The sequence below is a fragment of the Pseudoalteromonas sp. EB27 genome, from assembly GCF_001974875.1.
In the GTDB taxonomy this organism is placed as follows: Bacteria; Pseudomonadota; Gammaproteobacteria; order Enterobacterales; family Alteromonadaceae; genus Pseudoalteromonas.
Genome location: NZ_MTQD01000001.1, coordinates 376,733 through 391,760, shown reverse-complemented (window position 1 = coordinate 391,760; position 15,028 = coordinate 376,733). Strand labels below are relative to the sequence as shown.

Annotated in this window: 12 protein-coding genes; 6 read left to right on the top strand and 6 right to left on the bottom strand. The window is 39.8% G+C overall.

Features of this window, described 5'->3' with window-relative positions; translation table 11 throughout:
- Positions 1 to 6: 6 nt before the first annotated feature.
- The 4 genes from queG to BW142_RS01695 form a co-directional block, all read right to left on the bottom strand.
- Positions 7 to 1,140 (bottom strand): tRNA epoxyqueuosine(34) reductase QueG, encoded by a 1,134-nt coding sequence (gene queG / locus BW142_RS01710; protein WP_076923690.1) that lies wholly within the window; start codon positions 1,138 to 1,140, stop codon positions 7 to 9.
- 66 nt (positions 1,141 to 1,206) lie between these two features.
- Positions 1,207 to 2,427: a methyl-accepting chemotaxis protein gene (locus tag BW142_RS01705; RefSeq protein WP_076923689.1), complete on the bottom strand. Its 1,221-nt coding sequence runs from the start codon at positions 2,425 to 2,427 to the stop codon at positions 1,207 to 1,209.
- Positions 2,428 to 2,472: 45 nt separating this feature from the next.
- Positions 2,473 to 3,177, bottom strand: coding sequence for a glycerophosphodiester phosphodiesterase family protein (locus BW142_RS01700; protein ID WP_076923688.1), 705 nt, complete (start codon positions 3,175 to 3,177; stop codon positions 2,473 to 2,475).
- The gene (locus BW142_RS01695; RefSeq protein ID WP_076923687.1) at positions 3,174 to 4,040 is read right to left on the bottom strand and encodes a DMT family transporter; all 867 of its coding nucleotides are present in this window, start codon (positions 4,038 to 4,040) and stop codon (positions 3,174 to 3,176) included. The genes BW142_RS01700 and BW142_RS01695 overlap by 4 nt, the downstream gene beginning before the upstream one ends.
- Positions 4,041 to 4,364: 324 nt before the next feature.
- Here BW142_RS01695 and BW142_RS01685 point away from each other — a divergent pair, with 324 nt between their 5' ends.
- The 5 genes from BW142_RS01685 (at position 4,365) to rlmB (ending at position 10,813) form a co-directional block, all read left to right on the top strand.
- The gene (locus tag BW142_RS01685; RefSeq protein ID WP_076923685.1) at positions 4,365 to 5,468 is read left to right on the top strand and encodes a histidine kinase; all 1,104 of its coding nucleotides are present in this window, start codon (positions 4,365 to 4,367) and stop codon (positions 5,466 to 5,468) included.
- Positions 5,465 to 6,079, top strand: coding sequence for a response regulator transcription factor (locus BW142_RS01680; protein ID WP_076923684.1), 615 nt, complete (start codon positions 5,465 to 5,467; stop codon positions 6,077 to 6,079). The genes BW142_RS01685 and BW142_RS01680 overlap by 4 nt, the downstream gene beginning before the upstream one ends.
- Positions 6,080 to 6,179: 100 nt before the next feature.
- A complete protein-coding gene (locus BW142_RS01675) occupies positions 6,180 to 6,917 on the top strand; it encodes an enoyl-CoA hydratase/isomerase family protein (protein ID WP_076923683.1) in 738 nt (245 codons plus the stop codon).
- A 660-nt stretch (positions 6,918 to 7,577) separates the two neighbouring features.
- Positions 7,578 to 10,073, top strand: coding sequence for a ribonuclease R (gene rnr, locus BW142_RS01670; RefSeq protein WP_076923682.1), 2,496 nt, complete (start codon positions 7,578 to 7,580; stop codon positions 10,071 to 10,073).
- Entirely contained in the window at positions 10,070 to 10,813 is a 744-nt protein-coding gene (gene rlmB, locus BW142_RS01665; RefSeq protein ID WP_007378377.1) for a 23S rRNA (guanosine(2251)-2'-O)-methyltransferase RlmB, read from the top strand. The genes rnr and rlmB overlap by 4 nt, the downstream gene beginning before the upstream one ends.
- A 207-nt stretch (positions 10,814 to 11,020) precedes the next feature.
- Here rlmB and BW142_RS01660 read toward each other — a convergent pair whose 3' ends face one another.
- Together BW142_RS01660 and BW142_RS01655 are read right to left on the bottom strand one after the other, a co-directional pair.
- Positions 11,021 to 13,177, bottom strand: a complete 2,157-nt coding sequence (locus BW142_RS01660) for a TonB-dependent receptor (protein WP_076923681.1) — start codon at positions 13,175 to 13,177, stop codon at positions 11,021 to 11,023.
- 188 nt (positions 13,178 to 13,365) lie between these two features.
- The gene (locus tag BW142_RS01655) at positions 13,366 to 14,217 is read right to left on the bottom strand and encodes a LysR family transcriptional regulator (RefSeq protein WP_024599314.1); all 852 of its coding nucleotides are present in this window, start codon (positions 14,215 to 14,217) and stop codon (positions 13,366 to 13,368) included.
- A 126-nt stretch (positions 14,218 to 14,343) separates the two neighbouring features.
- On the opposite strand from BW142_RS01655, the gene BW142_RS01650 reads away from it, so the two are divergent.
- Positions 14,344 to 14,943, top strand: coding sequence for a hypothetical protein (locus tag BW142_RS01650; RefSeq protein WP_024599315.1), 600 nt, complete (start codon positions 14,344 to 14,346; stop codon positions 14,941 to 14,943).
- Positions 14,944 to 15,028 lie beyond the last annotated feature (85 nt).

The following is a 15,028-nucleotide window of genomic DNA, read 5'->3' as shown; positions in this document are numbered from 1 at the left end:
GCGGTGCTATGCATCCCTTGGTAAGCCTTTTTCTACAATTCTAATTAACCTAGCTGTTTTACGAATTTGTAATCGTTGTTTATCGTTTTGCTGAGCAAGTGCCCATTCAATATGCTCTAAAACAAGTTCGCTGCATATTTGGCTTTTATCTTGTAGGGCATTAATAATAGCGGGGCTGAACTCTGCATTACCTAAACCAACTGCTAAATTACGTAACCAACGTTCGTGACCTATGCGACGAATAGGGCTGCCTTCGGTATTTTTTAAAAATGTAGGCTCATCCCAAGCAAACAGCGCAAGTAAATCTTTATTTTTTAATTGAGTACGGGGATGAAAGTCATTTTCATCCGTTATTTGTCCATAACGATTCCAAGGGCATACCAACTGGCAATCATCACAGCCATAAATGCGGTTGCCTAATAAAGTTCGGTATTGTTCGGGTATGGGTCCTTGGTGTTCTATCGTTAAGTACGATATGCATTTACGTGCATCAACAACGTAAGGCTCTACAATTGCACCTGTTGGGCAAAGAGTAATACAAGCAACGCATTTACCGCATCCCTCAAAGGTGTTCTCTGCATCTATTGGTAGAGGTAAATCAATAAATAGCTCGCCTAAAAAAAACCACGATCCTGCTTCTTGATTAATTAATAAAGAATGCTTACCACGCCAACCTAAACCGGCTTTTTCAGCGAGTTGACGTTCAAGTACAGGAGCTGAATCGACAAAAGGCCTAAAGCCATATTCGCCAATTTCTTGTTCTATTTTTTGACCTAGTTTTTTTAAACGATTACGCATTAATTTATGGTAATCACGACCCAGTGCATAGCGGCTGATGTATGCTTTTTCTTTATTTTTTAAGGTTTTTGCAAAGCCTGCATCAGGTGGGAGGTAGTTCATTTTTACAGAGACTACACGCTGCGTACCAGGTACTAATTCAGCAGGGCGAGCGCGTTTCATGCCGTGAGCAGCCATATAATCCATCGAGCCGTGGTAGCCAGCATTAAGCCAGCGTTGGAGTTGGGCTTCGTGCTTAGATAGGTCAATATCAGTAATACCTACTTCGCTAAAACCAAGCTCTTGTCCCCAGGTTTTTATTTGCAGGGCTAATTTTTCATAGTCTGGGGTAGGGTTGCTCACACACTTCACACACTTAAATTAATAGCTGCGTAATTTACCATATTTCTCTGAGCCCGAAAACGCTTCTTAGCGCACAAAGCGCTTTAACTGTTGTTGGGTTTGTAAGCTTAACTGTTGAGATTGTTGGCAATCGCTAAGGGCTGTATCTATTTGCTGTTTAGCTTGCTCACCTAGCGCTACAATTTGTTCTACCGATTGGTGAGTATCGGTTTGAGTATCTTCAAGCATATGCACCGCGTTAGCTATTTGTTGTAACTGTTGTTGGTTGTGCTCAAATTCACTCAGCATTTTAGTAAAGCCATCACAGGTTGCACTAATTGAGCTTTGTGCATTATTGGAGTGGGTAATTAATTGCTCTGACTCTTTATTCGTCTCGTTTACTAAATCATTCATTTGAGTAATAAAGTCACTTATTTGCCTAGTTGCGCCACTCACTTTTATTGAAAGTGTACGCACTTCGTCTGCAACTACGGCAAACCCTCTACCAGCTTCACCTGCTCTAGCTGCTTCTATAGCGGCGTTGAGCGCTAGTAAATTGGTTTGATCGGAAAACTCTTCAACCATTTTTAAAATACTACGAATGTTTTCACTATTCTCTTTTAGTCCCGCAATTGTATTTGAAAAGCTACCCAGCATATTAGTAATAAGTTTAACCTGCTTTACTAAAGCAGCGAGCTCTGATGCAGAGAGTTTTACAAAGTTAAGGTGTTCATTATTAACGTTATGCACGCTATCTGTATTATTTACTATGTTTTGTAAGCTTTGGGTTATTTGCATACTGCCATTAATAATACTGTGGCTTAATTGTATTTGTTGCTCACTTGATTGCTCAGTATTTTTCATTGACTGTGTCACTTGTGTATTACTGTGTGCGCTGGCTTGAGCGCTGTTGTATGTTGTGCTGAGTAACTCACTTAAATGGGCAGTAAACATATTGTACTGCGTGCTTAAATCTTTAAATTCGTCATATGAAAAGTGGGGAAGCTTTGCTGCTAAATTTGCATCTTGTTGGTTTATTTTTATCAAAGTATCGCGCATAGCACTAACAGGGCGAACAATTAAAAAACGCATATAAAAAAGAGTAAAAATAAAACCAGATATAATAACAAGCGTAAGCAGCCAAAATAGCCCTGTACTTTGCTGTTGTTCACTTAAGCTCTGATGCAGCCAAAATAACGTAATTGCTTGGAGCAATAATACAAAACTTAAATTACCGACTATTTTACGCGTTAACGTAAAAAAGAATGTTTGCTCTATATAGTTATAAATTTTCATAAAAACACTCATTATGCTTAAACCCTACGATTTTTATTTTAGTTAGGGAGATGTAAGTTAGCTTTTTTGTAACGACAACAAGTAAGCTTTGGTTCGCGCTGGGTAATTTGTAAAAATTCCGTCTATGCCATACTCAAGCATTAGCGCTATATCTTGTTCTCTATCGACCGTATAAGCATAAATCTTTAAGCCTCTTTTTTTTGCATCATCGGCAAAAGCCTTATTTATAAAGGTTTTATCTGCATGTACGCTATAAGCGTTTAAATCACTTGCAAACTTTGCATAGTTAATTGGAATAGAAGAAGTAAGAGCGCCTATTTTAAGCCATGGTAGCTTGCTTTTAAGCCACTGTAGTTGATGATGATCAAACGATGATACTAAAATATTGGTTTTCGATATTTTTTTAGCTTCAATGTTTTGTTCTAATTGAGCCACAAACCTTTCTAGTGCAAACGTGTGTTTAAGCTCAATATTTAATAAAGATTTATTGTTATTCCAATCAAACAGCTGCTGAAGAGTAGGAATTTTTTCACCATTTCCAGCATCAAGCTTAGAGAGCTCATGAGCGGTAAAGTTACTCACCCTGCCTTTACCGCTGGTGGTTCTATCAAGCCATGAATCGTGTATTACCATGTAATCATCGAAGGAACTTTGAATATCTACTTCAATACCATCAACACCTACTTTTAACGCTTCTAAAATAGCGCTTTTGGTGTTTTCAGGAAAATCCCCACTGGCACCACGGTGTGCAAATACTTTCATTGTCGAGCCTTTTTAGTGATTGACCACGTTTCAAAACAAGCGGCACTCACTATGAGTGCTCCACCAACTAACGTCATAACAGTAGGACGTTCATGAATAATTACTATAGCCAGTATGGTGCCATAAAGTGGTTGTAAGCAAGAAATTAACCCAGCGGTTGCCGCTGATAAATGCTTTAAACTTGCTGCAAATAATGAGTGAGGTGTAGCCGTAAAAATAATACCCGCTATAGCAATTAAAATCAGATCATGATCACTAACCTCATACACAGGGACTTCAATAAATGCGCACAGCATAATACTTGCCACTAAGGTTTGATAAAACATCGTTTGCGGCCCGCCATATTGGCTAAAGTAGCGCTTATGAGTAATGTTTCTGATTGAAAAAAACAATGCCGATATTACACCTGTCATTATACCCAGGGTTACATCGTCGCCTAAGTTTGCACTTGGTACTAATAGGTAAATACCTAAAACAACTACCACCGCACTTATTATATCTTTTGCTTTTGGCCTGCTTTTATTAAATAAGGGCTCTAAAAACACTGTCATTACGGGGTAGCTAAAAAACGCCAGCATCCCAATTGTTATACCGGCCATTTGCATACCAGCAAAATAGGTTACCCAGTGAATACCCACCGCAACCCCTAAAAATAATGCAATAAGGTAGTCTTTAGGCTTGTTTAGTTTAATTTGTTTTTTTTGAAAATACAGCATAGCTAAAATAGCCATTCCTGCAATTGCAGTTCTATAAACGGTAATATCTAAAGCATTTAAACCAATAAGCTTGGCAAATAGAGCGGTTCCGCCAAAAAGTAAAACGGCTATGTGTAAGTAAATCAGGCTTTGCTGTTGTGGTTGCATTAAAACGCTATCTCCTTTTTTTAATATCTTATCATTGAGGTTACTTTTACAAGATGAAATTTTCCCAATATGACAAAAGTCATTAAAGTTAATGACACTTCACACTCTTATTATTTTATTACACAGGCATAGTTAATGTACTCAACTGGAGGTTGCTATGAATACTTTAATTTTAATAAGCCTGTCTATTAGTGAATTTGTTGATGGGCTGGGCTTTACAGTTTCAATAAATGATTGCTTTATACTCATGAGCATTTTTATGTTATTTATATTTATTAATAAAAACAGTGCTATAAATAAAAAGAATAAGTCAGAGGCTCCAATATGGACACATTAAGTACAGCTAAAAAAACGTCAGGGAAAAAGTTTTGGGACTATGCACCGCTAATTTTCACCGGTTTTTATTTACTGCCCACCATTTTTAATGTTTCTAACTTAAGCGCAAATAACATTGTTATGACGTTCGCATTTTACATTGTTTTTATACTGCTTTACGTCAAGGCGATGGACTGCGAAAACTCTAATGTTACCAAGTTATTTGTAGTGATGTTATTGGTGTGCTTTAGTGCCACATTTTATACGTCAGGCACTTCAACGTTATTTGGATTTATTGCTTATATAGCGGGGTCATCATACAGCTACAAGCAGCGGATTTTTGCAGCACTAGCGGTTATTGTAAGTGTTATAGGGGCTGCATATGCTGCTGATGTACATAACGTTAAGTACTTTTTTGCCGGATCTTTAATATTATGTGGGGCTTTATTTGCCTTTGGTATAGCAGGTCAAAAAGAGCGTTTATACAAAAAGCGCGAACAAGAAAGCGCTAACCAATTAGAGCAATTAGCAGCGATTGCTGAGCGAGAACGAATAGCTCGCGACTTGCACGATATTTTAGGCCACTCACTGTCATCTATTGCTCTAAAGGCTGAGCTTGCTAATAAATTAAACCAAGGAGAGCGCTACGCTCAAGCCAACAACGAAATAGCGCAAGTGGCAGATCTTGCAAGACAGTTACTTAGCGATGTAAGAAACGCAGTAAGTGATTTAAAACAGCTCAATCTAGTCAGTCAAATAGCACAGCTAGAGCAAAGGCTAATAGAGCAAGGCTTTAGCGTAAAGGTTAATGCAAATTTAAGTACTTTACCCGCTAAGGTTGAAGGGTTCGCTGGGTTAATAATTAAAGAGGCTGTGACTAATTTATTACGCCATAGCAGCACAAAGAATTGCGCAATAAATATAGATCAAACAGTGCAGCAGCTCCTCATTACAGTGATTGATTACGCGCCATGCAATACATTAAAAGCAGGTAATGGTCTAAATGGCATTACAGAGCGAGCAGAGCAATTAAAGGGCAGTGCTAAGTTTACGTGTGGTGATACTTTTACACTAAATGTGATGCTACCAATCACAGATAAGGATTTACAATGATTAAAGTTTATTTAGTGGAAGATCAAGCGCTTGTTCGCGACGCAATCGCAGCACTATTAAGTCTCGATTTTAATATTGAGATTATTGGGCAAGCAAGTAATGGGCAAGATGCACTTAATGCAATTGAGGCGCTTGATAGTGATTTACATCCCGATATAATTTTAACCGATATAGAAATGCCAACCATGAATGGTATAGAGCTGAGTGAAAAAATAGCCGCTAAGTTCCCCGCTATAAAAATGGTTATTATGACCACATTTTCTCGTGCGGGTTATATTAGGCGAGCGCTTACGGCAGGTGTTAAAGGTTTTATTTTAAAAGAAGCACCAAGTGAAGAGCTAATAAATGCGCTTAAAAAAGTAATGCAGGGGCAAAAAGTAATTGACCCAGAGCTTGCTATTAATGCACTAGACGACTCCGACCCGCTTACCGATAAAGAGCGAAAAGCGCTTAAACTTGCAAGCGACGGCCTTAAAACAAGCGATATAGCCAAGCAGTTATTTATAAGCGAAGGTACCACACGTAATTATTTATCAGACGCTATAGCTAAGCTAAACGCCACTAACCGCATAGATGCTGCGCGTATAGCTAAACAAAAAGGGTGGTTATAAATAGTGGGTTTATAAATTATAAGCAAAGTATTACTATGTTACTTATAAAAGTAACGAACGGCGCTTAAAGTTAGCTTAAAAAGCGCTAAAAGAGGGTTTAATGGCAAATCTAATAGAACTAACAACTAAAAATAACACCGCTATACTCACCATGAATACCGCTGAAAACCGTCACAATCCAGCGTTTTTGGCTGAGTTTAATTTACACCTTGACCACATCGAAGCAGATCAAAATATAAAGTCAGTTATTTTAACGTCTTCGAGCGATAAAAACTGGTCACTAGGTATCGACCTTCAATGGATGTCTAATCCAAGTATTTTACCAGCAGCAATTTCTGACTTTATGATTCAAATAAGCGACTTGTTTAAGCGCATAGTTACTTTTCCTATGCCTATTATTGCGGCGTTAAACGGACATACCTATGGTAATGGTTCTGTGCTTGCATGTGCGTGCGATTTTAGATTTATGAAGTCAGACAGAGGCTTCTTTTGTTTTCCTGAAGTGGATGTAATGGTGCCGTTTGTACCGTCGATGTTTCCTATAATTAATAAAGCAATTTCGCAAACATTCTTTAATCGTTTAGCTATGTCAGGAGAGCGTGTTGGTGCAGAGCAGTTGCTAGACAATAAAGTGGTTGAAGCTACATTTATTAATAACGACGAACTACAAGCAGGTGTACTTGAGTTTGCCCAGCAGTTTAATAAAAACCGCTGGATTTACGCTCAAAATAAAACACAAATGAATAAGCAAATTTTGCTTACAATGAAAGAAGAAGACCCAAGCTTTATTGATAATATAAGCAAACTGCTCTGGAAAAACCTACAAAAAAATAAATAACCTGAACTCTGGTTAAGAGATTTACTAACGTATTGAATCATGGTGATATTTAAATTTATTTTCTCTAGCCAGAGATTTTTAGTGAAAACAAGACGAATTTACGCGTCAATAGCTAGGGTCTGTTGAACTTTCAAGGTTAAATTTGCAGCAGTCTGTTTGGTATTTAGGCAAGGCAGAGCCTATGCAGTGTGGTTATTCCCCATAAATGGGCGATAACGTAGCATTAATGCCAAACAGGCGCTGCCCAAAGGGTTCTTCCTAGGGGCTACTTACTCTTTGTTGCTCGGTTTTTACTTAGCCCACTAGGTTACAAATCTCGCGCCGCGATTAAATAGCCCCTAGTTTGAACAAATTTTAATCCGCAAAGATCAACAGACCCTAGCCTATTGCAAGTATATTCAACGCTGTTAGCGCTGAAAATAGCTGCTCGAGATAGATTTATTATCCAGAGCTCAGGTTATAATAGCGCGAAAGGGTTTTAGCATTGCAACGAGATGACTAAACACTTTGCAGTTAAGGGGCCATTAAGCCCCATTGCGCTAGATTTTTAGGCCATACAGCTAAGGTAAAAGCGCTTTCTTAAAAGTTTAATAGCTTTTACCTGTCTCATTATAACTATATGGGTTAAAATACCTACATAACCAACTAACAAGATAGTGAATGTCAAACCAAGATCCAAATCTCAGTCGAGAACAAGAAAAGTACGAAAACCCAGTCCCTAGTCGTGAGTTTATACTTACTCACCTTCAAGAGCGTTCAAAGCCTGCTAACTACGCACAATTATGTGAAGAATTAGCAGTAAACGATGACGAACGCCAAATAGCATTTAAACGCCGCCTTCGCGCTATGGAGCGTGACGGACAGCTGTATTTTAATAAATTTAAATGCTATGCCCTAATTGACGAAGCCGGTTTAACCAAAGGCAAAGTAATAGGCCACAGAGACGGTTTTGGCTTTTTAGAAGTTGAAGGCGAGAGTAAAGATTGGTTTATTGCTAAACACCAAATGAACATGGTGTTACACGGCGACATTGTACTAGCTAAAGGCACTAAACGTGGCTCTGGCTCAAAATGCGATGCACGTATTATAAAAGTGCTTACTAACGAGCGCGCGCCAATTGTTGGCCGCTACTTTGTAGAGCATGGTGTTGCTGTTGTAGTCGCTGAAGATCCGCGCATCACGCAAGATATAATGATTTTACCAGGCAACGAAAACGGTGCCCGCCATAACCAAATGGTGCAGGTTAAAATTACACAAAATCCAAGCCGTAACATGAACGCGGTAGGTAAAATTATAGACGTACTTGGTGAGCATTTAGCCCCAGGTATGGAAATTGAAGTCGCACTGCGCAATCACGATATTCCACATGTATGGCCAGAAGAAGTTGAAGCACAAGTTGCCCACCTAGGTGAATTTGTTGACGAAGCCGATAAACAAGGTCGCGTAGATTTACGTGACATACCACTTGTAACTATTGATGGTGAAGACGCGCGCGACTTTGATGATGCCGTATATTGTGAACCTAAAAAATCGGGTGGCTGGCGCTTATGGGTTGCCATTGCCGATGTATCGCATTATGTAGGAATGAACACGCCGCTTAACAAAGAAGCAATTTTGCGTGGTAACTCAGTGTATTTCCCTGAGCAAGTAATTCCGATGCTACCAAAAGTGCTTTCTAATGGACTATGTTCGCTTAATCCAAAAGTAGATCGTTTATGTATGGTTGCCGAAATGACCGTATCGAGTGCGGGCAAACTTTCGGGCTATAAGTTTTACGAAGCGATAATGAACTCGCATGCACGTTTAACTTACACCAAAGTAAATGCCATTTTACAAAACGACGAAAAACTACGCGAAGAATACTCAGCCGTAGTGCCACATTTAACTGACTTACAGCAAATGTATATGGCACTTAAAGCAGCACGCCAAGACCGTGGTGCCATTGAGTTTGAAACCCTAGAAACACGTTTTGTATTTAACGCTCAGCGTAAAATAGAATCAATAGTGCCTGTTATTCGTAACGACGCGCACAAACTAATTGAAGAATGTATGATTTTAGCCAATGTATCGGCGGCTAAAATTCTTGAAAAGCACGAAGCAAGCGCGCTTTATCGTGTGCATGACGAACCAGATAGCGAAAAACTAGGTAACTTTACTAAGTTTTTAGGCGAGTTAGGTATTGAAAGCACATTAAGCGACGAGCCAACGCCAAAAGAAATAACCCAAGTATTAGCGCGACTAGGTGACCGCCCAGAAGCTGAACTAATTCAAACTATGCTACTGCGTTCAATGAAACAAGCTGTATATCAGCCAGATAACATTGGTCACTTTGGTTTAGCGTTATCGGCTTATGCGCACTTTACATCGCCAATACGTCGTTACCCAGATTTAGTAGTACATCGTGCTATTAAAGCAGTCATAAAAGCACAGGGTCAGCAAACGTCTGGCGAATATGCTTATACCGACGACGAAGTTGATCAACTAGGTGAGCAGTGTTCTACCACAGAGCGCCGCGCTGACGATGCAACTCGCGAAGTAGCCGATTGGCTTAAATGTGAGTTTATGCAGGATCATGTAGGCACTGAATTTAACGGTGTTATTTCATCGGTCACTAACTTTGGTTTGTTTATTCGTTTAGACGATTTACAAATTGATGGGCTTGTTCACGTTACTAATTTAGGCGACGAGTTTTTTGCGCATGATGCAGCAAAACACACCCTAATAGGTGAGCACTCTCACAAAGTTTATCGCCTTGGCGATAAAGTAACAGTAAACGTTGCATCGGTTAGTTTAGACGATCGCCGTATCAACTTAACGCTTAAAGGCGATGTTGCACAAGACAGATACTCACGTCGTCGTGCGCCAAAAAAAGGTTCAGGTAAATCTGAGCATGCGCCAGCAAGTGTTCGCTCGCAATTAAAAGCAGGCAAAGTACCGGGTAAAAAGTCGCACAGCGATGACAAACCAAAGGGCAAAAAAAAGCCAGCAAATAAAGATAAAGGCAAGCCTGCAAATAAGTCTGCAACAAAACCCGCAGATAAAAAAGCAGCAGACACTGCCGTAAAGAAAAAACCGAAGAAGAAGGCAGTTAGAAAGCCTAAAAGAGCTGGCAAAAATGCCCGCAAAAGTACTAGTCCAGGAGCAGATAATACGTGAGTAATGAATTAATTTTTGGCTTTCACTCTGTTGAAGCAATTTTAGAAAGCGAGCCAGAGCGCTTTGTAGAAATTTACGCCCTTAAAGGTCGTGACGACAAACGCTCAACTCCGATTATTGATGAAGCACGTAAATTTGGCATTTCAGTACAGTTTATGCAGCGTAAAGCCCTTGATAGCAAATCAAAAGGTGAGCAGCATCAAGGTATTATTGCCAACGTAAAAGCTGCTCCTACATTTAATGAAAAAGATCTTGATGCGATAATCGCTCGTGAAGACACACCGTTTTTACTTGTACTTGATGGTATTACCGATCCGCATAACTTAGGCGCATGCCTACGTAGTGCAGACGCGGCAGGTGTTCACGCTATAATTGTACCTAAAGATCGCTCTGCAAAACTTAACGGCACAGCACGTAAAGTTGCTTGTGGCGCAGCCGAAACAGTACCGCTTATTCAAGTTACTAACCTTGCACGCACGCTTCGCGAAATTAAAGATGCAGGCGTATGGGTTGTAGGCACTGCTGGCGAAACTGATAACCACGTATTTGATGCAAGCTTAACAGGCCCAATGGCTATTGTTATGGGCGCAGAAGGCGAGGGCATGCGACGCTTAACGCGTGAGCATTGCGATATGCTCGTTAAAATTCCTATGGCGGGTACTGTTTCAAGCTTAAACGTATCGGTAGCCACCGGTATTTGTTTGTTTGAAGTATTACGCCAACGTAACGCAAATAACTAATACCTAATAAATAATACCTAATTTAAATTAAGTATTAAAAAAGCCGAGATTGAAATTCAATCTCGGCTTTTTTGTATCTGTAACTTACGCTTTTAACTTTGTAAGCTTTGATAAACGGTTTAATAACAAGGCAATAATTTAGATGTGTAGTGCTCTTACATAAAAAATTATTAACGCTGTTAGTGAACCGTTTAACCAGCTTTAAGCTTAAAAGCTATAAGTGTAGCCCATCTGTACAGTACGCGGCTTACCTGGCTGAATGCCACCGTTTGAACGGTTAGCAACGTATGTTTTATCAAACAAGTTATCAACGCTTAGGTATACTTTTTGATTCTCATCGATTAAGTATTTAGCAGCTAAATCCCATACTACGCGGCTATCAATTGCGTTTAAGCCCGACTCAGTCAAATTAGCATGCGCATCAGATACGTAACGTATTTGGCTGTTAACTACAAAAGCAGAAAACTCAGCACCTAACGATAGCGCTACTTGGTTTTCTGGTACGTAAGGCATTGCATCACCTTTTTCTACCGCGCCCCAAATTTCTGAATCAAAATCGTTTTTAAACTCAGAGTCTGTGTAGGTATACGTTAATTTAACTGGGAACATAGCTGTATCAGTTGCAAACGTACGTGCTGCACTAAATTCAAAGCCTGCTACTTCTACTTCACCGTAGTTGTATTGGTCGCCAATGTTGTCGTCGCTACAACCAACCGCTGCAGTACAGTTACCGTGCATGTTGTCGTAGTCAGAGTAAAAGGCAATTACTTCACCGCTAAAGCCATCCATATTAAAGCGAGAGCCAAACTCAATGTTTACACTTTCTTCTTCTTCTTGGTCTGCATTACCTGGTGCTGCTGGTGCATAACCTTTTTGAATGCCCGCAAGTAGCGTTACGTTTTCGTTAAGCGTGTAAGTGGCACCTAACGACGGAACTAAAATTTCAGTGTCGTTCGACACATCTTTAGTTAAACCGTTGCTGCGTGTTGGATCTGATTTAGACCACTCTTCACGCGTAATAGTAATATCTTCATAACGAAGACCTGCACTTACTACTAATGCATCAATTGTCCACTCGTCTTGAATAAACAAGGTGCTTGCTTCTGCGCTATCTACACGGTTGCTGTCTGAGCCAGGAACGCCTTGCTCTGTAAGCGTTAAGCTCAAGTCTTGATTAAGCGTGTAGGTATCTTGCCACTGAAAACGATCCATTTCGTCTTCGTGGTAACGTACGCCAACAGTCACATAATGATCGCCTGCAGGAATATGTAATTCAGACTGAATACCTTTAGCTTGGTAATCGCGGTTATTAGCTTTAACACCAATACCTTCAATGCCTTCGCTTGTTGGGTTTGCTTCAAAATCGCTGTACTGCTCAAGAGTACTTAAACCTACGCTGCTGGCTTTATACCAGTTACGATGAAAATCGTTTAAGTAAGCCGTAGCTAAAAATTCATAGCCATCACCAAAACGGTACGCGTAGTTAAGTTGGTATGCGTTGTGGCGAGTATTCATTTCATCGTTTTGCGATGCTGCATAACGACGGTAAGGGCTTTTTTGGTAGTCTTCGTCTGTTAAGCCCATATATGTTTCGTCTGATGTTTCGTCAGAGTACTTAATTTTTAGCTCTAAATTATGCGCATCGTTTTGACCAAACGTATGGCCAAACTTTAATAGTAAATCTGTTTTTTCAAAGCCGGTGTTGTCATCGCCTACTGGCAGCTCTTTAAAACCGTCGGCGCCGTAAGTAAATACTTCAATTAAACCCGCTGTGTTGTTTTTTTCTTTACCGAAGTAAGCGTGACCTTTGTAGTAACCATCACCACCAAGGGCTGCATCTACCATACCTTTTGAGCTATTTGGCTCAGTAGGTAAGCTGCGAGAAAGTAAGTTTAAAACACCTCCCGTAGTACGCGGGCCATACTTAACTGATGCCGCGCCTTTTAATACTTCAATAGACTCCATACGACCCATAGTAGGGAAGTAGTAAGCAGAAGGTGCAGAGTAAGGTGCTGGTGCAACTAATACACCGTCTTCCATTACTGATATTTTATCGTTACGGCCAGTACCTGTGCCGCGCATACCAATATTAGGGCGAAGGCCGTAACCGTCTTCTTCTTGCACGTAAACGCCGGGAACAGACGCTAAAACGCGAGAAATATCAGTAAATTTGAATTTTTGAAGTTCTTCATCAGAAATAAACGTAGCCGAACCAGGAATGTCGTTAATTGCTTGTTCTGAGCCAATAACAGTAATTTGTTCAAAGCGTTGTTCTTTATCGCTGGTGTCTTTTGCTATTGCAGTAGCACTAAAAGACAAAGCAACCGCAGTTGCCAAAGTAGATACTAAAAACTTAGGGTTCATTGTGTTCCTAATCATGTCAATTATCTTAATTGGCGTAATTTGAACACGTTAACGAATACGAATCAATGTTATTAACTATTTAATTATTCAGTTTAATAGAACTAAAAACACCTACTTATGCAACTTTGTTAACTAAATTGTTTCTTTTGTATTACTTCACAACTCATAAACTAATTATAAAGTTTTGATTAGCTATAGCCCAAACGTAGCGCTATAAATTCCGCGAGCTTATCTACGGCATGATCAGATTCACCCGAACTTTTAATTAAACTAATACCAATATTGCCAAGAGCCGGTAAATGTTTGGTTTGAACTTGATAGTTAAGCTCACTCGGTACTGTGCTTTTAGCAAGTACGGTAATACCTAAGCCTTCTTTTAATGCAGCAATAAGGCCGGTTAAATCTGCGTTGCTATAGACAATACGGTATTTTATGCCCGCATTTTTTAATGCATCAATTGCACGGCGACGATAAATACACCCCTCTGGGGCAGTAACTAGCGTAACCACGTCGTTTTGCGCAAGTGACAGGTCGCCCACCCACACTAGTTCGTCTTGCATAAAAATAGGAAACTTATCAGAGTTAAGTCGCTCATTGAGCGCAAGTACTAAATCGAACTGATCTTGCCTTGAGGCCGAAAGTAAATGTTTACTTAAACGCGATTTAACCTCTAACGATACCTCAGGGTAGAGCGCCACAAAGTCGCCAATGATAGAAGGTAAAATGCGCGCTGCAAATTCGCTCGGAATACCTAAGCGCACTTTGCCCGCGATATTTTCTGATGTGAACTGCTGCAAAATAGCATCGTTGTGTTGCATCATTTGTTTTGCCATAGGCAATAATAGCTCGCCGTACTGGTTTAATACTTGGCGCTGTCCTTGTTTTTTAAATAGTTTATAGCCAAGCACGTCTTCTAGGCGCTTTATTTGCAAACTAACAGCTGGTTGCGACAGGCCAAGTAAATCGCCGGCTTTAGCAAAACCACCTATTTCAACTACCATTACAAAGGTACGTAAAGCATCGGTTGATATGTTTTTCATATTTAAAATTACAATTTATATAGCTATATATATAAGTATTATTTATCAATTGATAAAAAATTACAATTTGTTGTTGGTAGGCGTGGGCAATATACTTTTACAATCGAAAATACACAGGTATTTGTTATGACTTTTAACCCAATAATGTTTGCCCGCCACAGCAACGCAAGTAGTGCGGTTACTAACGCTTTGCAAACTAACAACAATCACGTTGTAATGGATTTTAGCGGCACCGAAACCAGTGTATTTTTAAGTACCATTTTAGGCCTTGATTTAACAATGCTTACCGCCAGCGGTTTAGGCTTAAAAGGCACACTTGATGGCGACTATAATTCTGACTACAGCTTTGCTGTTTATTACTTTAGCGAAACCGCCTTTAGATTCGTACTGCCACACAACGCAAGCCTTCAACTACAAGCACTTATAAACGAGCAACAACTACGTTTTGATATTGATTATGTAGTACGCACCGACCTAGCAAGCTTTATTTTAAGTGGCGACAATGCGTTTGATACTCTAGTTAATGCTTTTAAATTAACACCAGGTTTGCGCTTATCAAATGCGCAACTATGCTACGGTGCGCAAAGTGGTGATGTATTTATTACCGCCATTGATAAAAACGACGAACAACACTTTGTATTAGTCGCTAAACAACAAGAATTACAAAAATGGCAAAGCTACATGCAAGCGCAAGGTTTTGCACTTATGCATAGTGAAGCCGCATAACGAATACAAACAACAGGTGAACATAACAATGTTTGCCTGTTTTTAATTGCGATTAAGCAATTAAAGTCTATTTAAGCCACGCCCT